The sequence below is a fragment of the Aureimonas altamirensis genome (genome assembly GCF_001463885.1).
Taxonomy (GTDB): domain Bacteria; phylum Pseudomonadota; class Alphaproteobacteria; order Rhizobiales; family Rhizobiaceae; genus Aureimonas; species Aureimonas altamirensis.
The window spans coordinates 221434-243893 of sequence record NZ_BBWQ01000018.1 but is presented as its reverse complement, the minus strand read 5'-3'; the positions used below and the strand labels follow the sequence as shown (position 1 = coordinate 243893).

At 65.2% G+C, this 22460-nt stretch carries 22 protein-coding genes and 1 riboswitch; of the genes, 11 read left to right on the top strand and 11 right to left on the bottom strand.

The window, feature by feature from the left end:
- Window positions 1-22: 22 nt before the first annotated feature.
- The 6 genes from AUL31_RS13965 to AUL31_RS13940 all read left to right on the top strand — a co-directional run bounded on the left by AUL31_RS13965 (window position 23) and on the right by AUL31_RS13940 (window position 4868).
- Window positions 23-844: an ABC transporter ATP-binding protein gene (locus AUL31_RS13965; protein ID WP_244489412.1), complete on the top strand. Its 822-nt coding sequence runs from the start codon at window positions 23-25 to the stop codon at window positions 842-844.
- Window positions 841-1734: an ABC transporter permease gene (locus AUL31_RS13960; RefSeq protein ID WP_060607684.1), complete on the top strand. Its 894-nt coding sequence runs from the start codon at window positions 841-843 to the stop codon at window positions 1732-1734. Before AUL31_RS13965 ends, AUL31_RS13960 begins: the two co-directional genes overlap by 4 nt.
- A gap of 61 nt (window positions 1735-1795) precedes the next feature.
- Window positions 1796-2671 (top strand): hypothetical protein, encoded by an 876-nt coding sequence (locus AUL31_RS20525; protein WP_060607683.1) that lies wholly within the window; start codon window positions 1796-1798, stop codon window positions 2669-2671.
- A complete protein-coding gene (locus AUL31_RS20520; protein WP_060607680.1) occupies window positions 2671-3171 on the top strand; it encodes a PPC domain-containing DNA-binding protein in 501 nt (166 codons plus the stop codon). The genes AUL31_RS20525 and AUL31_RS20520 overlap by 1 nt, the downstream gene beginning before the upstream one ends.
- Complete coding sequence (locus AUL31_RS13945; RefSeq protein WP_060607677.1) at window positions 3168-4145, top strand: 2-hydroxyacid dehydrogenase; 978 nt, start codon at window positions 3168-3170, stop codon at window positions 4143-4145. Before AUL31_RS20520 ends, AUL31_RS13945 begins: the two co-directional genes overlap by 4 nt.
- Before the next feature lie 15 nt (window positions 4146-4160).
- A complete protein-coding gene (locus tag AUL31_RS13940) occupies window positions 4161-4868 on the top strand; it encodes an RraA family protein (protein WP_060607673.1) in 708 nt (235 codons plus the stop codon).
- Here the strand turns inward: AUL31_RS13940 and AUL31_RS13935 are convergent.
- The gene (locus AUL31_RS13935; RefSeq protein WP_060607670.1) at window positions 4865-5509 is read right to left on the bottom strand and encodes a TetR/AcrR family transcriptional regulator; all 645 of its coding nucleotides are present in this window, start codon (window positions 5507-5509) and stop codon (window positions 4865-4867) included. The genes AUL31_RS13940 and AUL31_RS13935 overlap by 4 nt on opposite strands.
- Window positions 5510-5589: 80 nt before the next feature.
- Here AUL31_RS13935 and AUL31_RS13930 point away from each other — a divergent pair, with 80 nt between their 5' ends.
- Window positions 5590-6330: an SDR family NAD(P)-dependent oxidoreductase gene (locus tag AUL31_RS13930; RefSeq protein ID WP_060607667.1), complete on the top strand. Its 741-nt coding sequence runs from the start codon at window positions 5590-5592 to the stop codon at window positions 6328-6330.
- Window positions 6331-6374: 44 nt separating this feature from the next.
- Here the strand turns inward: AUL31_RS13930 and AUL31_RS13925 are convergent, their stop codons facing one another.
- Window positions 6375-7127 (bottom strand): sulfite exporter TauE/SafE family protein, encoded by a 753-nt coding sequence (locus tag AUL31_RS13925; protein ID WP_060607664.1) that lies wholly within the window; start codon window positions 7125-7127, stop codon window positions 6375-6377.
- A gap of 83 nt (window positions 7128-7210) precedes the next feature.
- Window positions 7211-8590, bottom strand: coding sequence for a GntP family permease (locus AUL31_RS13920; RefSeq protein WP_060607660.1), 1380 nt, complete (start codon window positions 8588-8590; stop codon window positions 7211-7213).
- 112 nt (window positions 8591-8702) lie between these two features.
- On the opposite strand from AUL31_RS13920, the gene AUL31_RS13915 reads away from it, so the two are divergent.
- Both AUL31_RS13915 and AUL31_RS13910 read left to right on the top strand, forming a co-directional pair.
- Window positions 8703-9314 (top strand): GntR family transcriptional regulator, encoded by a 612-nt coding sequence (locus tag AUL31_RS13915; protein ID WP_060607656.1) that lies wholly within the window; start codon window positions 8703-8705, stop codon window positions 9312-9314.
- Between the two features lie 127 nt (window positions 9315-9441).
- Window positions 9442-11436, top strand: a complete 1995-nt coding sequence (locus AUL31_RS13910; protein ID WP_192842527.1) for a BCCT family transporter — start codon at window positions 9442-9444, stop codon at window positions 11434-11436.
- A 1-nt stretch (window position 11437) separates the two neighbouring features.
- On the opposite strand, the gene AUL31_RS13905 is transcribed toward AUL31_RS13910, so the two are convergent.
- Window positions 11438-12811, bottom strand: coding sequence for an aminotransferase-like domain-containing protein (locus tag AUL31_RS13905; RefSeq protein ID WP_060607653.1), 1374 nt, complete (start codon window positions 12809-12811; stop codon window positions 11438-11440).
- 109 nt (window positions 12812-12920) lie between these two features.
- On the opposite strand from AUL31_RS13905, the gene AUL31_RS13900 reads away from it, so the two are divergent.
- Window positions 12921-13787, top strand: a complete 867-nt coding sequence (locus AUL31_RS13900) for a DMT family transporter (protein WP_143190223.1) — start codon at window positions 12921-12923, stop codon at window positions 13785-13787.
- 3 nt (window positions 13788-13790) lie between these two features.
- Here the strand turns inward: AUL31_RS13900 and AUL31_RS13895 are convergent, their stop codons facing one another.
- From AUL31_RS13895 to AUL31_RS13885, 3 genes are read right to left on the bottom strand one after another with little or no spacing between them, the layout of a single operon-like run.
- Window positions 13791-14846 (bottom strand): glycosyltransferase family 4 protein, encoded by a 1056-nt coding sequence (locus AUL31_RS13895; RefSeq protein WP_060607647.1) that lies wholly within the window; start codon window positions 14844-14846, stop codon window positions 13791-13793.
- A complete protein-coding gene (locus AUL31_RS13890; protein WP_060607644.1) occupies window positions 14846-16309 on the bottom strand; it encodes a sulfatase-like hydrolase/transferase in 1464 nt (487 codons plus the stop codon). The genes AUL31_RS13895 and AUL31_RS13890 overlap by 1 nt, the downstream gene beginning before the upstream one ends.
- On the bottom strand, window positions 16309-17064 hold the full coding sequence (locus tag AUL31_RS13885; RefSeq protein ID WP_060607641.1) for a CDP-alcohol phosphatidyltransferase family protein: 756 nt from the start codon (window positions 17062-17064) through the stop codon (window positions 16309-16311). Before AUL31_RS13885 ends, AUL31_RS13890 begins: the two co-directional genes overlap by 1 nt.
- Window positions 17065-17180: 116 nt before the next feature.
- On the opposite strand from AUL31_RS13885, the gene AUL31_RS13880 reads away from it, so the two are divergent.
- Window positions 17181-17720 (top strand): cytochrome b, encoded by a 540-nt coding sequence (locus tag AUL31_RS13880; protein ID WP_060607637.1) that lies wholly within the window; start codon window positions 17181-17183, stop codon window positions 17718-17720.
- Window positions 17721-17727: 7 nt separating this feature from the next.
- Here the strand turns inward: AUL31_RS13880 and AUL31_RS13875 are convergent, their stop codons facing one another.
- The 4 genes from AUL31_RS13875 to AUL31_RS13860 all read right to left on the bottom strand — a co-directional run bounded on the left by AUL31_RS13875 (window position 17728) and on the right by AUL31_RS13860 (window position 22027).
- Window positions 17728-18930, bottom strand: a complete 1203-nt coding sequence (locus tag AUL31_RS13875; RefSeq protein ID WP_143190255.1) for an alpha/beta hydrolase — start codon at window positions 18928-18930, stop codon at window positions 17728-17730.
- An 81-nt stretch (window positions 18931-19011) separates the two neighbouring features.
- Window positions 19012-20094, bottom strand: coding sequence for a sensor histidine kinase (locus AUL31_RS13870; RefSeq protein ID WP_306302615.1), 1083 nt, complete (start codon window positions 20092-20094; stop codon window positions 19012-19014).
- Complete coding sequence (locus AUL31_RS13865; protein ID WP_060607634.1) at window positions 20091-20504, bottom strand: response regulator; 414 nt, start codon at window positions 20502-20504, stop codon at window positions 20091-20093. Before AUL31_RS13865 ends, AUL31_RS13870 begins: the two co-directional genes overlap by 4 nt.
- 29 nt (window positions 20505-20533) lie before the next feature.
- Complete coding sequence (locus tag AUL31_RS13860) at window positions 20534-22027, bottom strand: sensor histidine kinase (RefSeq protein WP_060607626.1); 1494 nt, start codon at window positions 22025-22027, stop codon at window positions 20534-20536.
- Window positions 22028-22159: 132 nt separating this feature from the next.
- Window positions 22160-22372: riboswitch (cobalamin riboswitch) on the top strand.
- Window positions 22373-22460: the final 88 nt, after the last annotated feature.

Sequence of the window (22460 nt, the reverse complement as noted above, 5' to 3'; positions counted from 1 at the left end):
CGCGTGGGAGGATGGAATGAACATGATGACGAGACCGCTCGGCGCAGACCCGCAAACGGCCAAAGCGGGGCCGATCCTCGAAATCGAGGACGTAACGCTCCAGTACGTGGCGGGAGGCCATTCGGTGATGGCGACCTACCGCGTCAGTGCCGATATCCACACCGCCGACCGCTTCGTGCTTCTGGGCCCGTCGGGATGTGGCAAGTCCACCCTCCTGAAGGCCATCGGCGGTTTTCATAAGCCCGCCGACGGCGAGATCCGGCTGAACGGCAAGCGCGTCGTCCAGCCCGGCCCCGACCGGATGATGGTCTTCCAGGAGTTCGACCAGCTACTTCCCTGGAAGACTGTGCAGCAGAACGTCATGTTCCCGCTTCTTTCCAGCCGGCGTTGCGCGAACTGGAAGGAGGCCGCCGAGCGGGCGCTGCATTATCTCGACAAGGTCAATCTTTCGCGCTTCGCTGACAAATACCCGCACATGCTGTCGGGCGGCATGAAGCAGCGCGTGGCCATCGCCCGCGGCATGGCGATGGAGCCCGACATCCTCTTGATGGACGAGCCCTTCGCCGCACTCGACGCGCTGACGCGCGCCAAGATGCAGGACGAGCTCCTGGAGCTGTGGGACGACACCCACTTCACCGTCCTGTTCGTTACGCACTCCATCGCCGAAGCGATCAAGATCGGTAACCGCATCCTTCTCCTCTCCCCGCATCCGGGGCAGGTGAAGGCGGAGCTCAACGGGCTCGACCGCTCGCAGTTCGGCACGGCACGCGCCGCCGAGCTGGAAGCCGAGATCCACGATCTCTTGTTCGCCCAGCCCGTCGAAGCCGCACGAGGTGCACAATGAGCCAGGCAATCTTCGATCCCGCCGCCGCCGCCGCTCCCCCTCGCCCCGAAATCCATCGCGAGCCGCGTCCCGCATCGGAATTCGGCCTCGTCGAGCGCCGGCTATCGGTCTGGGAAACGGTTTGGGGCTCGACGGCCTTCCGCAAGGCGTTGATCCTCGTCGCGCTGGCCGCGATCTGGCAAGCCTATGGGCTCTATGTCGGCAACGACCTTCTGTTTCCCACCTTCGGGCAGACGGTCGCCGCGGTCATCAGCGGTATCTCGACCGGCGAACTGCCGGCCCGCATCTGGGGCTCGCTCCAGGTTCTGGTCGTCGGCTACGCCATCGGCATCGTACTGGCGGGCCTACTGACGGTGCTGGCCATCGGAACGCGGATAGGCGAGGACCTGATGGTCACGCTGTCTTCGATGTTCTCGCCGCTTCCCGCGATCGCACTCCTGCCGCTCGCCCTCATCTGGTTCGGCCTCGGATCGGCCAGCCTCGTCTTCGTGCTCGTCCATTCGGTGCTCTGGGCCGTGGCGTTGAACACCTTCTCGGGTTTCCGCTCCACCTCGACCACCTTGCGCATGGTGGGGCGCAATTACGGGCTCCGCGGCTGGCGCTTCGTCTCGCAGATCCTGATACCGGCGGCCCTCCCGTCGATCGTCACCGGCCTCAAGATCGGCTGGGCCTTCGCCTGGCGCACGCTGATCGCGGCCGAGATGGTCTTCGGCGTCTCATCGGGCTCGGGCGGGCTCGGCTGGTTCATCTTCCAGTCCAAGAACATGCTCGACATCCCCTCGGTCTTCGCGGGTCTCCTGGCAGTCATCGTCATCGGCCTGATCGTCGAGGGCGTGTTCTTCAAGATCCTCGAGGACCGCACCATCCGTCGCTGGGCGATGTCGTCCTGAACCTGACAAGGCCGACGCCCACCGAGCGGGTCGGCCGTATTCCGCAATCGAAGGAACTCACATGAATATCGCCACACGGCCAGACGCCATCGCCCCGGAGACCGTCGAGACGGTCGCCGCCTATTTCCGCTCCGAGCATTGGGGCCGCGTCATCGAGGCACTGCAGATCGACGACGAGCCGGTCTACCACCTGCACGCCTATATCGAGACGCAGATCCACCCGATGAGCCTCGAAGAGGTGGTGAAGGGCTATTTCGCCAAGATCGGCCGCCCTGTCCATCGCAAGATCGAGATCTTCACCTCGGGTCAGGTGGCGGATTCGGGTTCGATCCACGGCATCGAGCCGCATGGCATGCCGCATTTCGACCTTCTGTGGAAATGGTCCGCCGACGCGCTGATCAAGCCTGCCGACAGGCCCGAGAATGTCGAGTGGTGGGGCGCCTCCTACATGGCCGGCTTCTACGAGAAGTATCCGTTCCGCACCGAGGTGACGGCCGAGGCGCAGGCCGAGATCGACGCGTACTTCGCCGGGCCTGCCTGGGCAAAATACTGCGAGCTCAACGAGCACCGCGACGTCGTCCACATTCACGCCAATGTCGAGACCAGCTACCATCCCGACATCATCCGCGAGGCGGCCTTGAAGGCCATGGCCGCGCGCGGCTGGGAGATCGAGGAGGCGGTGCCGGTGGCCTTCCAGATGCGGGGCCAGATGCACGGCAAGATCGTCTTCATCGGCAACGTTCCGGAGAAGATCTTCGACATCGCCTGGTGCTTCAACCCAGCCGTGTCGCTGATCGCCTCGACGCGCTACTGGCTGACGACGGAAAGCCCAACCTACGACGCGCGGACGATGGCCGAACTTCCGCTTCTCCTGAAGCGCGACCCCTACCGCATCCTCTCGCTCGCCGAGATCGAAGCGATCGTGGAGGCCATCTGATGCTCGACCTTCCCGTGCGACATTTCGATAGCGCCGCCGGCACGGGCGGGCGCGTCATCGCTGCCCGCATCCATCCGGGCCGCGATCTTCTGGAGAGCTTCGAGGCGGTCTGCCTCGCCCATGACCTGTCCTGCGGCGTCATCACGACCTCGATCGGCTCGTTCCGGCGCCTTGCCATGCACTATGTCGATCGCGTCGAACCGACGAAGGAAGAGGGCTACACCCGTCGGTTGGTGCTGGACGGGCCCTTCAGCCTCATCGCCGGCCAGGGGCTGGTCTCGCCAGGCGACGAGCCGGGGCGTCTGAACATCCACTATCATTGCGTGGCGAGCGGCAAGGACAACCTGTTCTACGGCGGCCATGTCGAGCCCGGCACGATCACGCTGACGACGCTCGACCTCGTGATCCAGGAAATCCACGGCATCGACATCGTGCGCGGACGCGATCCGCAGACGGGGGTCGTCGTCACCAGCATCCGCGAGAAGGAGACAGGACTATGAAGGTCTTCATCACCCAGCCGCTGGAGCAGGAAGCCATCGATCTTCTCGAAGCCGCCGGCATCGAGGTCACGACGTCGGGGGTGAACCGCCCGCTGACGCGCGAAGAATTCCTCGAAGGCATCAGCGACGCGGACGGCGCGATCTTCGTCTGGCACACCGAGCAGCTCGACGCCGACGCGATGGCAAAGGCCCCCCGGCTAAAAATCGCGGCAAGGCGCGGCGTCGGCTACGAGAACTTCGACCTCGATGAAGCCAAACGGCGGGGCATCCATGTCACGGTCACGCCGGTCCACACGCACACGATCGCCGATCTCACCTTCGGGCTGATGATCAACGCGGCGCGCAAACTGCATCTGGCCGACCAGTTCGTGCGCAGCGGGCAATGGACCGAGGCCGGGACGTGGGTCGCGAAGCGCTTCATGGGCTACGACGTCTCCTACAAGACGCTCGGCATCATCGGCTTCGGCAAGATCGGCAAGAACATGGCCAAGCGCGGCCGGGGATTCGACATGGAGATCCTCTACAACGATCCCGTGCGCCAACCCGAGGCCGAAGCCGAACTCGGCGCCACCTGGGTTTCCCTCGACGAGCTTTATGCCCGCTCGGACTTCATCTCGGTCAATTGCGCGCTGACGGAGAGCTCGCGCCACATGATCGGCCGTGAGGCGATCGCCAAGATGAAGGATACCGCCGTGATCGTCGTTTCGGCGCGCGGTGGCATCGTCGACGAGGCTGCGCTCTACGAGGCGCTGACGACCGGCAAGCTTGGCGCTGCCGGGCTTGACGTTTTCGAGGAAGAGCCGGTCGATCCGAAGGCGCCGCTTTTGCAACTGGAGAACGTCGCCCTGTCGCCGCATCTTGGAACCAGCGTCCAGGAAACGCGGGTCAAGATGGCCGTGACGGCCGCCGAGGACGTCATCCGGGTGCTGCGTGACGAGGCGCCGGCCTATCCGCTTTTCAAACTCAGCGCCTGACGGGAAAACGAACCGATGAACGAGACGATCAAACCCGCCGCCGCGGGCTGGCCCGCCGGCTTCCGCGTCAACCCGCGCGTCGACGCCTTGCCACGCGACCTCATCGAGGCCTATCGCACCGTGCCCTCCTGCCACGCGGGCGACGTGATGGGGCGCCACACCGGCTCTCGCGGCCTGGTGCCCTATCATCGAGATCTGTCCGCGGTGATGTGCGGGCCAGCCGTGACGGTGCGCATCCGGCCAGGCGACAATCTCATGATCCACCTTGCCATGATGATGGCCGAGCCCGGCGATGTCATCGTCATCGACGGCGGCGGCGACCTCTCGACCGCGGTGATCGGCGGTCTTATGCGGACCACGGCTCTGGCGCGCGGGATCGGCGGGTTCGTCCTCGACGGCGCGCTGCGCGACCTGGCCGAATGGGCCGAGGGCGGCATCGCCGCCTATGCCATGGGCAACACGCTGCGGGGGCCCACCAAGGACGGTCCGGGCGAGGTCAACGTGCCGGTCTCCTGTGCCGGGATGAGCGTCTCGCCGGGCGACCTGATGCTCGGCGACGGCGACGGGGTGATCTGCATTCCGGCCGCACAAGTTGCAGCCCTCCTGCCCCTTTGCCTGGCGCACAGGGAGAAGGAAAAGGCGATTGCGGCCTCAAACGCGACTGGTCGGCTGGATCGAGAGCGCTTCGATGCGCTTCTTCGCAACAAGGGCTGCCCCGTCTAGTCGACGAGGGTGGACAGAACGCGCGCGTCCCAGCCCATCATTGCGGTCTCGGCGATGCTTTCCAGTTCGGCGCGGGTGATGCCATCACGCGCCAGCACCGACATGCCGTTCTGAACGCTCTGGATAAAGCGGGCGAGCGCGTGAACGTCGACCGTGGCGGGTATCTCGCCGTCATCGACGCCGCGCCGCAGCCGGGCCTCCAGCCGTTCCAGCGCAGTGTTGCGGGCTGACACGACCAACGCGCCAAGCTCCGCGTTTCCCTCGCAGCCGACCGAAGACAAGGTCACCATGCAGCCTGCCACGGCCTGGCTGAGGCCGGCTGCAGAGTCCATCAGGAACGACTGGACGGCGCCGCGTGCCGTGTCGGCCGCAAAGAACCCGCCCCATGCCGTCGCCTCGTTCTCGCTTCGATAGTGATCGAGCGCCTCGGCATAGAGCTGCTCCTTGGAGCCGAATGCGGCGTAGAGGCTGGGCGAGCCGATGCCCATCGCCGCCGTCAGATCGGCTATCGATGTAGCCGAATAGCCCTTCCTCCAGAACAGTCTCATCGCGGCATCCAAAGCCGCCTTGCGGTCGAACGCGCGTGGCCGACCGCGTCCGCGGGTCTCGCATTCATTCGTCGCTGTCGGATCTTTTTGCATCGATCGATATATAATCCATTGACAGAAGATCGCAACATTCGCATCTATTCTGTATCGATTGACACAGAAAGGATGTGACGATGAGCGAACTGGCTGGCAAGCGGGCATTGGTGACAGGTGGATCGCGCGGGATCGGCGCGGCGATTGCGTTGGCGCTCGCGGAAAAGGGCGCGGCCGTCGCCATCACCTATGAGCGCTCGGCGGATCGTGCGGCGCAGGTGGTGGATGCCATCGCAAACAAGGGCGGCAAGGCGGTGGCGATCCAGGCGGATAGCGGCGATCCCGCAGCGATCCAGCGTTCAGTTGACGAGGCGGTGGAAAAGCTGGGCGGGCTCGACATTCTCGTCAACAATGCCGCCATCGCGCGCTACAGCCCGATCGCCGACTACCCGATCGAGGATATCGACGCGCAGTTGGCGGTGAACATCCGTGGGCCGATCCTGGCATCGAAGGCCGCGATCCCGCATCTGCCTGCTGGTGGACGCATTATCAATATCGGCTCGGCCGGCGCGGAGCGTATCGTCGGATCGCCCGGCACTGTCTATTACATGACCAAGTCGGCGATCCAGTCGCTGACGCGCGGGCTTGCGCAGGAACTGGGGCCGCGCGACATCACGGTGAACACGGTGCAACCGGGTTCCACCAACACCGACATGAACCCGGAGACCGGCGAATTTGCCGACCTCCAGCGCACGCTCATCCCGCTCGGCCGCTTCGGCCAGCCGGAGGATGTCGGGGCGGCGGTCGCGTTCCTGGCCTCACCCGCCGCGCGGCAGATCACCGGCACGATCCTGACCGTGGACGGCGGCGCGCTGAGCTGAGGCATCCACGACGGCCGGGCGGAGCGACCAAGGTTGCTCCGCCTTCACGCCCAGATGCTTCGCGCAAGCATCTCGCCGCCCAGCAGCAGAAGGCAGATCAGGAAACCGCGCCGGAATGCCGTAGGGCTGATCCGCTTGCGCAATGTCTGGCCGAGCGCCATGCCGGCCAGAGCCGGCAGAACAGCCAGCACCGACAGGCCGATATTGCCGAACTGCAATCCGCCATGCATGCCTATGCCGAGCGCAAGCGCGATGGTGGAGACGGTAAAGGACAGGCCGAGCGCCTGCACCAGATCGTCCCGCTCGAAGCCGAGTGCCTGCAGATACGGAACTGCCGGAATGACGAAGACGCCGGTCGCCCCCGTTACCAGCCCTGTGACGAAGCCGATGAGCGGCGAGAGCCACGGCTCGTGCCGGCGTGGCACCGTGATCTGGCGGGCGAGCAGGGTATAGCCCGCATAGAGAATCAGGGTCGCACCCAGTGCGGCGGTGGCCGCGCCGGTGCCCGAACCGGTGATGATGCCGGCGCTTGCCAGCGTTCCGGCCGCCACGGCCAGCATCATCGTCCACAGGCGTGCGACGATGGCGGACAGGTTTGCGCCGTTCAGCAATTGCCAGGCATTCGTGACGAAGGACGGCACGAGAAGCAGTCCGGCGGCGGCCAGCGGCGAGATCAGCGCGCCGAGAATACCCATCGCGACTGTCGGCAGGCCCATGCCGGTAACGCCCTTCACCAGCCCGGCGATCAGGAAGGTGGCGGCAAGCACAAGGACAAGGCTGAAGGAAGGATCGCTCATGCCCTATCGATGCCCATCCGGCTGCCGATCGGCAAGCGGCAAGTGATATGGAGCGGCCAGCAGACCCGGCCGCTCCTTAAAAATCAGGCAATCCAGAAGATCAGTCCGGCGATGGCAAAGCCCATCAGGCCGACGATCGTCTGCATCACGGTCCAGGTCTTCAGCGTCGTCTTGACATCCATTCCGAAGAATCGGCCCACCAGCCAGAAGCCGGAATCGTTGACATGGCTGAGCATGACCGACCCGGCCGCCAGGGACAGGACGAAGGCTGCCAGTTCGACATTGCCATAGCCTGCGGCGGCCACGGCAGGCTGGACGAGGCCCGCAGAGGTGATCAGCGCAACCGTTGCCGACCCCTGCGCGATCCGAAGCGCCGTCGAGATGATGAAGCCGGCCACGAACAACGGCATGCCGATGCCGTCCAGCGCCGAGGCAAGCGCGTCGCCGATGCCCGACGCGCGCAGCACGCCGCCGAACATGCCGCCCGCGCCGGTGATCAGGATGATCGAGCAGACCGGGCCCAGGGCCGAATCGAGAATACCCTCGATCTTCTTGCCGTCCTGTCCACGCCGGATGCCGATGACGTAGGCGGCGACAAGAACGGAGATCAGCAGCGCGACGGGCGTCGCCCCGATGGTGCGCGCCAGCGCGAACCAGGCGGCCTCTCCGTCGACCCACCCTGCGGCACGCGCATAGTCTAGACCGGTATTCAGGAAGATCAGCAGCAGCGGCAACAGCAGCAGCAGGATCACGGTCGAGGGCTTCGGCGCAGGGCCGGCGCTGTCTTCGCGCGGGCCGCCGGACAGGATGTCCGGAACGGGCAGCACGATGCGACGGCCGATCCATTGACCGAAGATCTGGCCCGCGACGATCCAGATCGGCACGGCAACCAGCAGTCCGACCACGATCAGCATGCCGACGTCCGCACCCAGCAGCTCGGATGCCGCGACGGGCCCGGGATGCGGCGGCACGAAGACGTGCATCACCGAGAAGGCCGCCGCCACCGGCATGCCGTAGAGCAGCAGGCCGCCGCCGAGACGGCGGGCAATCGTGAAGACAACGGGCAGCATGACGACAAGCCCGGCATCGAAGAAGATCGGGAAACCGAAGATCAGGGATGCAATGCCAAGCGCAAGCGGCGCGCGCTTCTCGCCGAACTTTGCCACCAGCGCGTTGGCCAGCGATTCCGCGCCGCCGGAAATTTCCAAGAGACGCCCAAGCATGGCGCCCAGTGCGACCAGCAGCGCCACCCCGCCAAGGGTCGACCCGAAGGCCGCAGTCAGCGTCTGGACGATGGCGGCGGTCGGAATGCCGGCAACCAGTGCCGTTAGCAGACTGACGAGGACCAGCGCGATGAAGGCATGAATATTGAACCGTATGATCAGGACGAGCAGCAGCGCTATCGCCCCTGCCGCGATGGACAGGAGAGTGCCCGCCCCCAACGTTTGCTCGAAACCTTCCATTCCAACTCCTGTAAGCCACTGGCCCGAACCATTGCGGGCACAACCTAAAGTGGATGCCCTATTTGAGTGCCGCCGAGGTGACAACCGCATTGGCGACATTTATCTACAAAGCATGACGACTCGTACCGGTGAAACCATAGCCGCACGCATCGAGCGGACACTGGCCGAGCGCATCGTCGCCGGTGTGCTGAACGCCGGCGAAAAGCTGCGGCAGGAGCATGTGGCCGAAGAATTCTCGGCCAGCCATGTGCCGGTGCGGGAGGCGTTCCGACGGCTGGAAGCGCGGGGCCTTGTGGCAAGCGTGCCGCGGCGCGGCGTGCGCGTCGCCGGCTTCACGCAGGCCGAGGTGCGCGAAGTGGCCGAAATGCGGGCTGCGCTGGAAGCGCTGGCCCTGCGGCACGCGATCCCCCATCTGACCCGCGCCATCCTGGACCGGGCCGAAGAGATAAACCAGGCAGCCGAGGCCGCGGGCGACGTGCATGTGTGGGAGGAGTGTAACCGCCGCTTCCACCGAACGCTGATAGAGCCGTGCGGCATGCCGCGCCTTCTACGCTCCATCGACGACCTGCAGGCCGCCAGCGCGCGGTTTCTGTTTTCCGGCTGGCGGGCAGAGTGGGAAGCCCCGACCGACCGGGACCATAAGGCGATCCTGAACGCCCTGCGAACGGGCCGGTCCGAGCTGGCGACGACCCTTCTGGCGAAGCACGTCAACTGGACGGGTTGATGCGGCTTACGCGGGCCGCGTCATGCGGCGCGCACTTGTCCTCTATCATTATGCCCTAGGTGTCGTCTGGCCGGCCCCCTTTTCGCCGCAATTGGCATTGGCCCGAATACAGGATTTCCGCATCGGCATGAGCCCACAGACGACGACCATCAACAAACCCGTCTTCTTCATTTCAAGCGCGATCATCATCGTCATGGTGATGATCGGCATCGTCTTCCCGACAGACGCGGACAGGATATTCAAGACAGCGCAAGCCTGGGTGCTGGATACGTTCGGCTGGTTCTACCTCCTGTCCGTCGGCATCTTCCTGTTCTTTGCGCTCTACCTTGCCATCAGCCGCTATGGCGACCTGAAGCTGGGCAGTGACGATGCCGACCCGGATTATCCCTATCTGACCTGGCTTGCGATGCTGTTTGCCGCCGGCATGGGCATAGGACTGATGTTCTATGCGGTGGCGGAGCCGATCCTGCATTATTCCGTGCCGCCGGAAGCCTCGCCCGGCACCTTTCAGGCGGCCCGTCAGGCGATGGCAATCACCTACTTCCACTGGGGTGTGCATGCCTGGTCCATCTACGCCGTCGTCGGTCTGTCGCTGGCGTACTTTTCGTTTCGCTACAACCTGCCGCTGACCATCCGCTCCGGTTTCTATCCGCTGCTGCAGGAGCGGATCAACGGACCGCTGGGCCATGCGGTCGATATCTTCGCAATCTGCGGCACCCTGTTCGGCATCGCCACCTCGCTGGGGCTTGGCGTGCTGCAGATCAATGCGGGCCTGAACTACCTTCTCGGTGTACCGCAAACCGCGACGATCCAGGTTATCCTGATCGTCGTCGTCACCGCCATGGCCACGCTGTCCGTGGTCTCCGGCCTCGATGTCGGCATCCGCCGACTGTCGGAAGGCAATCTGATCCTTGCCATCATTCTGATGCTCTTCGTGCTGGTGATGGGCCCGACGGAATTCATCTTCCGCGCCTTCGTGCAGAATATCGGCACCTATCTCGATACGATCCTGGAGCGTACCTTCACGCTCTACGCCTACGAGCCGCGAGACTGGGTCAGCAACTGGACCCTGTTCTACTGGGCCTGGTGGATTTCCTGGTCGCCCTTCGTCGGCATGTTCATCGCCCGCATCTCACGCGGGCGGACGGTACGCGAATTCGTCGTCGGCGTTCTTTTCGTCCCCTCGGCCTTTACCTTTTTCTGGATGGCCGTCTTTGGAAACACCGCGATAAGCCTCGACATGGGGGTGGCAAACGGCGCGATTTCCGCTGCGGTGGGCGCCGATATCTCGGTGGCGCTGTTCCAGTTCTTCGAGTACCTGCCCCTCACGGCCCTGACCTCGACGCTCGGCATCATCCTCGTCGCCGTCTTCTTCGTGACCTCGTCGGACTCCGGATCGATGGTGGTGGATACGATCGCGTCGGGCGGCACCGAGGAAACGCCTGTCTGGCAGCGCATCTACTGGTGCGGGCTGGAGGGGCTGGTCGCCGCCCTGCTGCTGCTGGCAGGCGGGCTGACGGCCCTGCAGACGATGACGCTCATCAGTGCGCTGCCCTTTGCCATCATCCTCCTGCTGCTCTCTTTCGGCCTGCTCAAGGGCATGAAGGCGGATGTCGCCCGCGCAACCATGCGCAAGCATGCGCGGCCGGCCATTCCGGCACGCAGCATGAACTGGCAGGAGCGCCTGCAGTGGATGCTGACAGACCCGACCCGGGACGACGTGTTGCGGTTCATCGACAAGACGGTCGAGCCGGCTCTTCAAGATGTGAAGAACGCGCTCAACGTGCGCGGGGTCGATGCCGAGGTCAACCGCTCGCCGGACGATGGCGGCGTCATGCTGACGGTCACGTCCAGCGCGACGCGCAATTTCCAGTACGGCGTCCATCCGGAAACGCATCTGGCCGTCGCCTTCTCGGCTGCCGAGGTGACACGGCCGGAGCGGAAGCGCTCGCAGGTCTGGCTTGCCCGCACCTTCTTCTCCGATAACAGTCGTGGCTACGACGTCATGGGCTTCCGGCGGGAGGAGATACAAGCCGATGTGCTGGCCCAGTTCGAGGCGTACCAGCTTCTGACCAGCGCGCCGGCCACGGCGCTGTATGCCAGCGCGCCCGACCCCGAATAGGTCAGCGCAACGCCCGCTCCAGGCTGGCGAATATGCTGTCGTCGCCACATTGGGCGACGTTGAACCGCATGAATTGCGATGCTGCCCCGGTGAGGCTGAATGCGTTGCCGGGGGCCAGCACGACCCCATCGCCGAGGCACTGCGCGGCCACGTGCCCGGCATCCGCCCCCTGCGGCAGCCGGCACCAGACGAACATTCCTGCCCTCGGTCGCAGTTCTGCGGTAAACCCCAGCCGCTCCAACCGAGCGATGGTCCGGTCCATGGCGCGGCCGAGCTTGCGGCGCACCTCCTCCATGTGGCGGCGGTAGGCGCCATCGGACAAAGTCTCGTAAAGCAATGCGGCGGCCATCCGCCCGCCGCCGAAGCTGGTGGCGATCTTCATGTCGATCAGGCCGTCCAGCCAGTCGGGCCGAGCCGCGACATAACCGCAGCGGACCGAAGCCGACACGCTCTTGGAAAAACTGCCGATGCAGATGACGCGGTCCAGTCCGTCCAGCGCGGCAAGCCGCGTTGCCGGCTCCTGCTCGAAATCGCCGAAAATGTCGTCTTCCACGATCGTCATCCGGGCTTTGTCGGCAAGCGACAGAACCTTGTGCGCCGTGGCGGGGGAAAGGGTTGCGCCCGTCGGATTATGGATCGCCGAATTGGTGATGTAGAGGCGCGGCCGCTCCTGCGCGATAATCGTCTCCATCGCCTTAGTATCCGGCCCATCCGGGCCATATGGCACGCCGACGATGCGCGCGCGATGCGCCCGCAGCAGAGCGTGGAAATTGAAGTAGCAGGGATCGTCCACCAGAACTGCGTCGCCGGGTTCGATCAACAGGCGGCAGACGAGGTCGATCGCCTGCGTCCCCGACTCCGTCAGCATGATCCGGTCGGTCGCGGCCGGGATCGAAAGCGCAAGCAGACGCCGCGCCAGCAGCGCGCGCAACGGCTCAAGGCCAAGCGGCGAGCCATAATCGGCCAGCTCCACGGCATTACCGCGTGCGACCTTGCGCAAGGCACGGCGCAACCCGCCTTCGAACATCCATTCCGCAGGCAACCATCCGCATCCCGGCATCGAAGTTCCGGGGGCCGCCTCCAGCGACTGGCGCGATATCCAGAAGGGGTCGATCGCCCTGTCCCAACGTGGCGCGACAGCCTTCAGCATCAGAGGCGCGGCAGATGCCGACACATAGAAGCCTGAGCCCGGCCGGGACCGGATAAGCCCTTCCGCGACCAGCCTCTCATACGCCTCCACGACAGTCGAAACGGAAACGCCGGATGCCCTCGCCTCCGCCCGCACCGATGGCAGACGGGCGCCCGGTGCAAGGCTGCGTCCCTCGATGTGCGCGCGCACCGCATCCATCACCTTCGCCGTCTGCCCACGCGCCATCTGTGCTGCCCTCTGAACCAATACAGTTCTGTCAAACCGTACCGTATTGTGTCTGTGCCGCCTGTGCCAGCCCCGCTATTGCGGGGCGAACGGCAGGAAGGGGATGTTCATGCACGGAGATCGGTTACAGGGCCTCGTCAACGGCTTCATCGGCGTTGCCATCTTTTCCGGCTCGCTGCCCGCTACACGCATTGCGGTAACGGCCTTCGACCCACTGTTTTTGACCACGGCGCGCGCGTCCATCGCCGGGCTTCTCGCCTGTGCCCTGCTGATACTGTCCCGGGCACCCACACCGCAGAAGAGCGACATCGCCTCCCTCGTCATCGTGGCCTTGGGTGTCGTTATTGGCTTTCCGCTTTTGACCGCGCTGGCGCTCGGCACGGTGACGTCGGCCCATTCCATCGTCTTCATAGGGTTGCTGCCGCTCGCCACCTCGATCTTCGCGGTGTTCCGGGCGGGCGAGATGCCAAAGCCGGCCTATTGGCTCTTCGCGTGCCTCGGCAGTGCCTTCGTTGCCGGGTTCGCCCTCATGCACGGCGCGGCAGAGCTGTCCCGTGCCGATGGCTACATGGTCGCGGCGGTCGTTCTGTGCGCGCTTGGCTATGCCGAAGGGGCCCGGTTGGCCCGCCGCATGGGCGGCTGGCAGGTCATCTCATGGGCGCTGGTTGTGGCGCTGCCGCCGATGCTGGTGGCAACGGCGATGCGGTGGCCGGCCAGCCTTGCCGGCATATCGCCGGCGGCCTGGACAAGCCTTGGCTATGTTTCGCTGTTCTCGATGCTCATCGGTTTCGTCTTCTGGTATCGCGGCCTTGCACAAGGCGGCGTCGCCGCTGTCGGGCAGTTGCAGCTTCTGCAGCCCTTCATGGGGTTGGCGCTGGCTGGCCTGCTGCTGGGTGAAGCCGTAAGCCCGGCCATGTGGCTGGCCACCATCGGCGTCGTGCTGTGCGTTGCGGGCGCGCGGCGTTTCGCAGCCTGAGGCTCAGCATTTGTCCATTCGTGCGACGACACCCGCAATGATGCGCGCGGTTTCGTCCCAGCCGGTCAGGGCCGCGCCGTGGCGATGCGCGGCACCGGCCATGTCGTGGCGCAGCGGCTCGTTCTCGAGCAACAGGCGCAAGGCCGCAGCAAAGGCAGGCGGATCGTCCGGCGGCACCAGAAGGCCGGCCCCCTTCGGCACGGTTTCGGGTACCGCGCCGACATGGCACGACACGATGGGCAGGCCGGACCGCATCGCCTCTCCAAAGACGATGCCGTAGCCCTCATAGCGCGTGGCCAGCGCAAAAATGGACGCCGCGCCGTACAGGCGGGCCAGTTCGTCATCGGGAACCTCGCCGGCGATGCGCACCCGGCCCGCAAGTCCGAACGCGTCACGCAGCGCCTGAAGCTCGGTTGCCGTTTGCGGATCGTGCGCACGTCCGGCAAGCACGGCCTGCCAGTCGAGGTCGGTCAGCGCGCCAAGCGCGGCCAGTAGAACGTCGTGCCCCTTGCGCCGGGCAAGAATGCCGACCGAGAGGATCAGCGGGGGATGCGCCGCCCTTCGCCCGCCAGAAGCCGAATTATCGAAGCCGGGCCGCGCAACGGTTACCCTGTCTGCGGGAACGTCGAAGTGCCGACGCAGCATATCTGCCGTATGCGCGCTCGGCACGATGACATGCCGCGCGTGTTGCAGATTGGCGCGCTCCCGCGCAATCAGCATGCGGGCAAGGTCCGGCGGCAAACCCGCCTCCAGCCCGATGGGATGATGCACCATGGCGATCATTGGCCGGTGCAGCCGCGCAAGCTCGGCCGTATCCAGAGCCCCGAAGGCGAGGCCATCGACGATCAGCGCCTCATCGCCCGGCACCGCACTCAGCGGCGATATCGCCTCGCGCATCTGTGTTGCGGACGGATTGGGGAAGGCGCCCGGCAGTGAGATGGTGCGCGCATCCCAGCCCTGCCTCGACAGCGCCTCGACGACCCGCAGGTCGTAGATCGTCCCGCCGGTGCGCTGTTCCAACCCGCCCGGTATGGCGAAGGCAAGCTTGTGCGAGGCCATCAGGATGCCCCTTTCCGCATACCGAAGGCCGCGATGAACCGATCGCGAAACGCCTCCATCGGCCACGCCGTTTGCGCTGCGTCGGGCCTCAGGCCCGGTGCCCAACGCCACGCGCTCATCCGCGCAAGCAGATGATCCGGGCCAAAGACGTGCATCGGCACGTCCATTGAATCGATCTGCGAAATAAAGCCGGCAGGCGCATGGTCCCCCACCACGATCACCAGCCTGCCCTGCTGCGCCTGGCGCGTCGCGAACGCGAACGCGACGGACAGGGAATAGCCGAGCGCGTCGCGGTACTGGTCGCGGACACGCTCCGGGTCCCGCCAGACGACATCGGGCGGATCGCCGGAATTGGCCCATCGATCGAATATGCGTCCATCGCCGATCTGCTCGCGCGGCAGGATGGGAGCTATCGGGGTAAACGGCGCATGCGAGGAGATCAGCACGATCTGGCTGAAGCGCGGCCCAGGCAGCCCGCATGAAATCCGCTCGAACGCCTCAAGGGTGAACTGGTCCGGCATGGTCACCCAGTTGAAGCTCTGCCCCTCGTAGCCAAGGTCGTCGCTTGCGAACAGGCGGTCGAAGCCGATGCGCCGGCTTTCGGGCCATGGCATGGTGATGGCCGGCATGTAGGCCGCCGTATGATACCCGGCCTGTGCGGCGACCTGGAAAAGGGATTGCCGGTCACCGGCAAGAAGCCGCTCGTAGCGCCATTGGTCGCCGATGCGCAGTCCGAATGCCAGTGTCGCATGGGCAAGCCAGCTTTGGCCGCCGGATATGGGCGCGGTCAGCCAACCGGACATCATCGCGATGTCGGCCGCCTCTCCCGCAGCCTGGGCGACGGCGCGGATACCATCATGGGCACCGGCGTAGCGCGGGTTGTCGTAGCTGGCGCGCCCATAACTTTCCACGAACACCAGAATGACGTCGCGCCGCTTCAATCCGCCCAGCGCAGCCGTGTCGAACTGCTTTGTGTCCTGCGCAGCAGCATCGAAAGCCGTCATCTCGGCGCGGAAAGCCGATAGCTCGGCCAGCCTTGTTCCGATCGCGGCCGCGCCCCCGGGCATCAAGAACAGGGCAAGGGCGGCGGTAAGGCCCGCCAGCGCCGCCGCTGCGCGTACGCGGCGGGTGGGTGCCGCATACCGCGTCGCCGCCGACAGAACGGCCCACAGAAGCAGGAATACCGAGACCGGAGCCACGATGCCGGCCAGTATGACCACCAGAATGAGCGGAAGCCCGAGCATTCCGGCAAGAAGGCGCGCACCGGCCTCTGCCAGATGCCCGTCGACGAACGGGTTGAAGGCGCGCCCATAGGCCGCCCCGACCGCAAGGTCCGCAAGGTGGAAACCGAGCAGAACCAGAAGCACCAAGGCGATGACGGGCGCGGCCGCGCGGCGCCCGGTGCGTGACGGCACGAGAACAAGGCAGAGCGCGAGAATGAACCAGACCGCGCAGAGAGCCATCAAGCGCGACGACGCCAAAGATGGACGATATCGACGGCAAACGATGCGTAAAGGCATCCACCGGCCAGCAGCGCCAACCCGCCGGCGACCTCGCCTATGGGCAAGGGCACGATCAGGACGATCAGCGCAGCGATCTGCAGGACGCAGCAGGCCTTGCGCCGAACGCTGTGGGGCAATGGGCCCCGCAGAAAGGGCAAGAGGGCCGCGGCCAGCATGAAGCCATAGCGTGGCAGCCCCAGCAGCAGCACCTCCGCACCCCAGCCGGCAGAGCACCAGGCCACCAGGGCGAGCATCAGGGCTAGAAAGCTGTCGACCTCCATGTCGTAGCGCGCGCCAAAGCTGGAAACCAGGCCGTCGCGGCGCGCCAGCCATCCGTCGACACCGTCCAGAAGCAGGCTGACGGTCGCAATCGTCACGGCCATCCATGCTGCATGATCCGCAAACGGATGGAGAAGACCGGCAGAAAGCGAAACGGCCATCGCCGCCCGCAATTGCGTCACCAGATTGGCGCGGCCCAGCCGGTCGTGGGGATAGGCGGACCAGAGGCCGTATCCTGCAATTCCCGTGGCGGCGCCGTGAAGCACGATGACGATCAGCGTTACCATGCCCGGTCGGCTCGGCGTCAGCAGGTCCGCCAGAAACAGCGCAAGGGCCAGCAGCGGAAGGCTGGCCTGCAGGAAGCGGACAAGCACGGCCCGCGCCACCGCATGGCGGTATGCGATTTTCGTACCGCCGTTTTGCGTGGCATCGTCCATTGCACAAGGCTCATCGTGGAAGCCGTGCCTTGTCAAGCACTTGACGCCATCGGCGAATGCGCGGACCATCTGCCGCAGCCAGTGACGTCGATGGGACTTGCAGGGAGGCAAGGGCGATGGATGACGGCGGATCGTCCTATCGGGGCCCGGCGCGCCTGCTGCACTGGCTGGTGGCCCTGCTTGTCTTCGCCATGATACCCGCAGGGCTTACCATGGCCGGCGACGACGTGTCGCGAAGCCTTCGCGACATGCTGTACCTCTTTCACAAGAACACCGGGGTACTGATCCTGCTGCTGGTGGCAGCCCGGCTGGCCTATCGGGTTGCCCGCCCCGCGCCGCCACTGCCCGCCTCCATGCCGGCATGGCAGGTGGCCGCGGCCCGCGCCAGCCACGGCGCACTCTATACCCTGCTCGTCGTCATGGGTCTCAGCGGCTACACTTACGTCAAGGCAGGCGGCTACCCGGTCGAGGTGCTGGACGCCTTGGGCGTCCCTTCCCTCGTACCCCGCTCGGACGCCATTTCAGGCGTGGCGGAGTCCGTTCACGTCTCGGCCTGGATCGTACTGGTGGCGTTCATCCTCGTCCATGTGGCCGCCGCGCTCTACCACGGCATCGTGCGGCGCGACGGCGTTCTATGGCGGATGCGCCCATGGTGATGCGGCGTCAGCGCAGGTCCGGGCGCGCGGCCTCCAGTGTGCCGCCCGTCGCCTGCGCCGCGGCGTCGAACTGATCGCCGAGGTTGCGGCGCGTCGTCGGATCCACCACGGCGATCGGAACGCTGATCGCAGCCGAGGCGGTCTGTCCCACGGCCTGCGTGGCGCCGACCGCCACCGCTCCGATTGCCTCACCGACACCGACGCGGGAATCCGTCACGGTCTGACCGTTGACGAGCCGCTGGCCGATCAGTTGCACCACCTGCGGGCTCTGGGCGAAGCGCGAATGGTTGAGGAAGTCCGCCGATCCTTGCCCGGTCAGGTCGTAGACGTCGATGCCGGCCAGCTCGAACTCCGTTCGGTAGGGTTCCTCCGCCGGGTTTACTGCGCCCAGCCGTCCGCGATTGCCCGAGATGATCCGGCTGACGGCGAGCGCCTTGTCGTCCGTCGAGACGAAGACCGTGAACTTCGGGCGGTACGCACCGAACTGTATCCATTGTTTGCGGAAGACGTCGATATCGATGTCCGGCGAAGCGAGAATGACGTTCTTGATCTTCGGCGCAATCCGCCCATCGCGGATGGCCATCTGGCGAAGCGCCTCGACGGCAAGCCACGTTCCCATGGAATGCGCCATGATGGTGATTTCGCCGACATACCTGTCGTTCGATAGGGCCTTCATCAACTGCTCCAGCGAGTCGCGGGAAAAGTTGGTGCTCTCCTTGTCGTAATTGTAGCCGAAGACGCTGGCGCGGGACGGCCATGTGAACAGGACGGGCGTTACCTGCGACCGGGAATCGTGGACGATCTGGGCGTAGCGGTAGACCGAGTCCTCGAAGCGGTTGTTGAATCCGTGCACGAAAACCATGACGTGCCGGCTGGGCCCCAGATTTTCATGCATCCAGCCCCGGCTTTGTTCGATCGAAAGCCGGTCCGCCTTGACGATCGCGAAGTCCGTCGCCGGATTGGCGGGCAGGCGGCGGGGCCATTGCACCTCCCCGATGCGTCTGCGGTTATCCGGCGGGATGGAGATTTCCATGTCGGTGAGGCTCAGATCGGGTCCGCGCTCGCCGGAAAACAGGAAAGCCGGATCTTCCACCGCCTCGCGTGTGGTGGCCACCAGCATGTCCACCTTGGTCGCCCCGTAATCGGCGGGGTTGGCGGAAATCGGCGCCAGGACCCCTTCGGGACCGCCGGCGCAGCCCGCCAGTACCATCAAGGAAAACAGCGCCGAAAGGCGCGTCGCACTGTGGCGGATGGTCTGCACGCGTATCGTCCCCTCGTCTTGCGGCGGGCGTCAGCCTTTCGGTTGGCCCGGCATCGTATCGAAGGCGACGACCGCGCGCGTGCCGACGCCGGTTTCGGCGTAGACGAGCTTGCTATCCAGGCTGCGCGTCAGCGCCACGATGATCCGTGCGCCGAGGCCCGTGCCCTGGATCTGCCCTTCGCCACGCCAGCCGATCCCGTCATCCTCGACCGACAGTTCGGCCATCCCCTCGGCCGTCTTCGTCAGTCTTACGCGGATATCGCCCTTCTTGTCAGGATAAGCGTATTTGATCGCGTTCGTCATCAGTTCAGTCGCGATGACGCCGATCGACACGGCCTTGTCCGGTGAGACGGTCACCGGATCGGCCTCGAAGCGGATCGGCATCTTGTGCTGCTCGTCGGCCGTGGACAGGGTAAGCTCGCCCACCAGCCGGCCGAGATAGGTCTTCAAATCCACGCTGCGGACATCTTCGGACGTGTAGAGGCTGCGGTGCAGATTGGCGATCGCGGTGATGCGCGCCTGCACCTCGGTCAGTGCCTCGCGTATGGCCGGGTCCTCGGTGCCGTTGGTCTGCATGCGAACGAGAGATCCGACAAGCGCAAGGCTGTTGGCGACCCGGTGGTTCACCTCGGCCAGCATGGCCACGGCGCGGTCGCGGGCCTCGCGCACTTCCTGCTCGGCCCTCTCCTTGGCGCGCCTCAACGTCGCCTTTTCCACCGAGGCTCGAATGGCGTTGGCCAAGAGCAGCTCGAACTCCGACCCGACCGTCTTGACGACGTAATCCACCGCGCCCGCCTTCAGCGCGTCGACGGCGATGGACAGCTCCGTCGATGCCGTCACGTAAACCGCCGGAGGCGCGTTCTCCATGGCGCTCATGTCGCTCAGAATATCCAGCCCGGACCCCGAGCCGAGGTCGTGATCCAGGATGACGGCGGAAAAGTCGCGATCGTTCAGCAGTTGCAGGCCGGTGGCGGCGTCGGCAGCATGCACCACGGATATGCCATGGCGGCTCAGCATCCGCTGGGCAAGACGGCCGGCCACGACATCGTCGTCGATGTACAGAACTGTGACACCGGCCTCGCCCGGCTGGCTCCCGCCCGCAGCCATCGTCATTCCGTTTCCGGCACCTGCATCACCGAGAAGAACAGGCCGAGCTGCCGGATGGCGTTGGCGAAGCCTTCGTAATCCACCGGCTTGGTAATGTAGACATTGGCGCCGAGATCGTAGCAGCGCTGGATCTCCCGGCTGTCGTCGGTCGTCGTCAGCACGATGACGGGCGAAAGCTTGGTATGCGGGTTGGCCTTCACCTTCTCGAGGATGTCCACCCCGCCCATGTCCGGCAGGTTCAGGTCCAGAAGGATCAAAAGGTGCCGTCCGGCGCTGTCCTCGCCCGAGCCGTCTGCGCCGAACAGAAACGACAGCGCATCCGTGCCATTGCCGAACGGCAGGATCTCGTTGTTGACGCCGGCACGCCGGATGTTCTTCTCGATCAGCCGGGCGTGGCCCTCGTCGTCCTCGATCATGACGATCTGGACAGGCTTTGCGGTCCTGCTCACGATTCCATGCTCCGCTTCACGTTTGAAAGATTGGCCGGCAGGACGAGCGTGAAGGTCGAGCCCGTGCCGAGTTCAGATTTGAGGCCGATGTCCCCGCCCAGGTTGCGCGCCAGCGTCCGCACATGCGCCAGCCCGATCCCCTCACCCGCAGTATCCTGTTTTCCCGACCGTCGGAAGAGCTCGAACACCCGTTCATTGTCAGCCGGCGAAATGCCCCTTCCGTTGTCCTCGACCTCGATCACGACGCGGCCGTAGGAATCGTTCCGTGTACGGACGGATATCCGCAGAGGGCGCGACGGCTCGCGATACTTGATTGCGTTATCAAGCAGGTTTCCAAGGATCTGATCAAGCGAAAGACGGTCGGTGACGATGGACTTCGCCTTGACGTCGGTTTCGATCTCGCCGTCATTCTCGGCACTTTGATGGTGCACGGCATTGGTCGCCGTTTCCACCAGGGCACGCAGATCCACCCTTTCGGGCTTCAGGCTGCGCCGCCCTTCCCGCGATATCTTCAGGATGGCGTTGATGAGGCCGTCCATCTTGCGGGTCGACGAGCGGATGAAGGATATGGCCTCCGGTACTTCCTGTTCGATCGCCTCTTCGGCCTGGCGGCGCAGCGTATCCTCGCCGGGTGGCAGGCTGGCCATGTAGTCGCGCACCGGCGCAAACGTCGCCTCGAGCTCGCTCGTGAAACCCATGATGTTCACAAGCGGTGCGCGCAGATCGTGCGTCACGATGTAGGCGAAGCGCTGGATCTCCTCGTTCGCCTTGATAAGGTCGGTCGTGCGCTCCTCGACCCGGGCTTCCAGAGCTGCATTGGCGGACTCGATTTCGGCGCGGGCTTCGGCGACTTCCCGCGTATAGCGCAGGATGGTCCAGGCGGCGGCGGCCGCCATCAGGACGATGGCGAGTGCGCCGACCACCGTCACGTGGCGCAAGGTGGACCCGATGCTTTCCTGCCGCTCGATGCCGGCCCGCAACTGCGCTTCCGTCTGATCGAGAATCGTGCCGAGCTGGCTGCGAATCTCGTCCATGAGCGCAAGGCCCGCGCCGCCGGCCACCTCCGCGACGGCCGCGTCGTACTGGCCGTCGAGCGCAAGCGAAACCGTCGAATCGAGTTCCGCCGTCTTGGCCGTGACACGCTGGCTCAGCTCCGACAGGTCCACGCGACCGCCCATCATCTGGTCCATTGCCACCTGCAACTGCTCGAGCCTCGGCGCGATGGCCCCGACCTGCTCGCGATAGGGCTCCAGGTAGCGCTGGTCCCGCGTCAGGAGATAGCCGCGCTGCCCCGTTTCGGCATCGATGATGCGGGACAGAAGGTCGGCCGCCGCGCTGCGCACCGAGCGCGTCATGACCACCTTGTCGAAATTCTGCTGGGTCAGCCGCGTCAGGTAGAGCGAACCGCCGACGATCGTCAGTAGCAGAAGCAGCGCGGCAGCCAGGAAGGCGAATGTGCGGGCATAGAACTGCTTCTGGGTGATCGCCATCGGAACCAAGTCATTGTTGCAACGATGCACTCAATGCCGCAGCACGGGGTGAACCACAATCAGGAATTTGCCCGGCGGCGTCGGCACGGTGGAAAACCCACCGAGGTGGATTGACAATGACTGCCGCATAAAACAATCTGTTGTGGTCACGGTCTTCCACAGACACAAGATATGGAAGCTAAGAGGGAATTCGGTTCTCCACGCAGGTGGTCAATCCGAAGCTGCCCCCGCAACTGTAGGCGGGTAGTCCGCACCCAAACGCGCCACTGGAGCCTCGCTCCGGGAAGGCCGGGTGCCGGGCGACGACCCGTAAGCCAGGAGACCTGCCGTGTCGACGAACCTTTCCCTGGGCGGGGTGTCCCGGCGGATCGTGTGGCTTGCCCGGCGTCTTGCGGCGCCGGTATGCAGCACGTGTCCGCCTGGCCTGTCCATA

Excerpts from the sequence above, each read along its gene's own strand:
- AUL31_RS13900 (WP_143190223.1), top strand. The coding sequence starts at position 12,921 with ATGCACGGAGATCGGTTACAGGGCCTCGTCAACGGCTTCATCGGCGTT.
- AUL31_RS13960 (WP_060607684.1), top strand. The coding sequence starts at position 841 with ATGAGCCAGGCAATCTTCGATCCCGCCGCCGCCGCCGCTCCCCCTCGC.
- AUL31_RS13940 (WP_060607673.1), top strand. The coding sequence starts at position 4,161 with ATGAACGAGACGATCAAACCCGCCGCCGCGGGCTGGCCCGCCGGCTTC.
- AUL31_RS13935 (WP_060607670.1), bottom strand. The coding sequence starts at position 5,509 with ATGCAAAAAGATCCGACAGCGACGAATGAATGCGAGACCCGCGGACGC.
- AUL31_RS13945 (WP_060607677.1), top strand. The coding sequence starts at position 3,168 with ATGAAGGTCTTCATCACCCAGCCGCTGGAGCAGGAAGCCATCGATCTT.
- AUL31_RS20525 (WP_060607683.1), top strand. The coding sequence starts at position 1,796 with ATGAATATCGCCACACGGCCAGACGCCATCGCCCCGGAGACCGTCGAG.
- AUL31_RS13875 (WP_143190255.1), bottom strand. The coding sequence starts at position 18,930 with ATGGTACTGGCGGGCTGCGCCGGCGGTCCCGAAGGGGTCCTGGCGCCG.
- AUL31_RS13925 (WP_060607664.1), bottom strand. The coding sequence starts at position 7,127 with ATGAGCGATCCTTCCTTCAGCCTTGTCCTTGTGCTTGCCGCCACCTTC.
- AUL31_RS13885 (WP_060607641.1), bottom strand. The coding sequence starts at position 17,064 with ATGGACGATGCCACGCAAAACGGCGGTACGAAAATCGCATACCGCCAT.
- AUL31_RS13860 (WP_060607626.1), bottom strand. The coding sequence starts at position 22,027 with ATGGCGATCACCCAGAAGCAGTTCTATGCCCGCACATTCGCCTTCCTG.
- AUL31_RS13870 (WP_306302615.1), bottom strand. The coding sequence starts at position 20,094 with ATGACGATGGCTGCGGGCGGGAGCCAGCCGGGCGAGGCCGGTGTCACA.
- AUL31_RS20520 (WP_060607680.1), top strand. The coding sequence starts at position 2,671 with ATGCTCGACCTTCCCGTGCGACATTTCGATAGCGCCGCCGGCACGGGC.
- AUL31_RS13965 (WP_244489412.1), top strand. The coding sequence starts at position 23 with ATGATGACGAGACCGCTCGGCGCAGACCCGCAAACGGCCAAAGCGGGG.
- AUL31_RS13880 (WP_060607637.1), top strand. The coding sequence starts at position 17,181 with ATGGATGACGGCGGATCGTCCTATCGGGGCCCGGCGCGCCTGCTGCAC.
- AUL31_RS13930 (WP_060607667.1), top strand. The coding sequence starts at position 5,590 with ATGAGCGAACTGGCTGGCAAGCGGGCATTGGTGACAGGTGGATCGCGC.
- AUL31_RS13910 (WP_192842527.1), top strand. The coding sequence starts at position 9,442 with ATGAGCCCACAGACGACGACCATCAACAAACCCGTCTTCTTCATTTCA.
- AUL31_RS13895 (WP_060607647.1), bottom strand. The coding sequence starts at position 14,846 with ATGGCCTCGCACAAGCTTGCCTTCGCCATACCGGGCGGGTTGGAACAG.
- AUL31_RS13920 (WP_060607660.1), bottom strand. The coding sequence starts at position 8,590 with ATGGAAGGTTTCGAGCAAACGTTGGGGGCGGGCACTCTCCTGTCCATC.
- AUL31_RS13865 (WP_060607634.1), bottom strand. The coding sequence starts at position 20,504 with ATGATCGAGGACGACGAGGGCCACGCCCGGCTGATCGAGAAGAACATC.
- AUL31_RS13905 (WP_060607653.1), bottom strand. The coding sequence starts at position 12,811 with ATGGCGCGTGGGCAGACGGCGAAGGTGATGGATGCGGTGCGCGCGCAC.
- AUL31_RS13890 (WP_060607644.1), bottom strand. The coding sequence starts at position 16,309 with ATGGCTCTCTGCGCGGTCTGGTTCATTCTCGCGCTCTGCCTTGTTCTC.
- AUL31_RS13915 (WP_060607656.1), top strand. The coding sequence starts at position 8,703 with ATGACGACTCGTACCGGTGAAACCATAGCCGCACGCATCGAGCGGACA.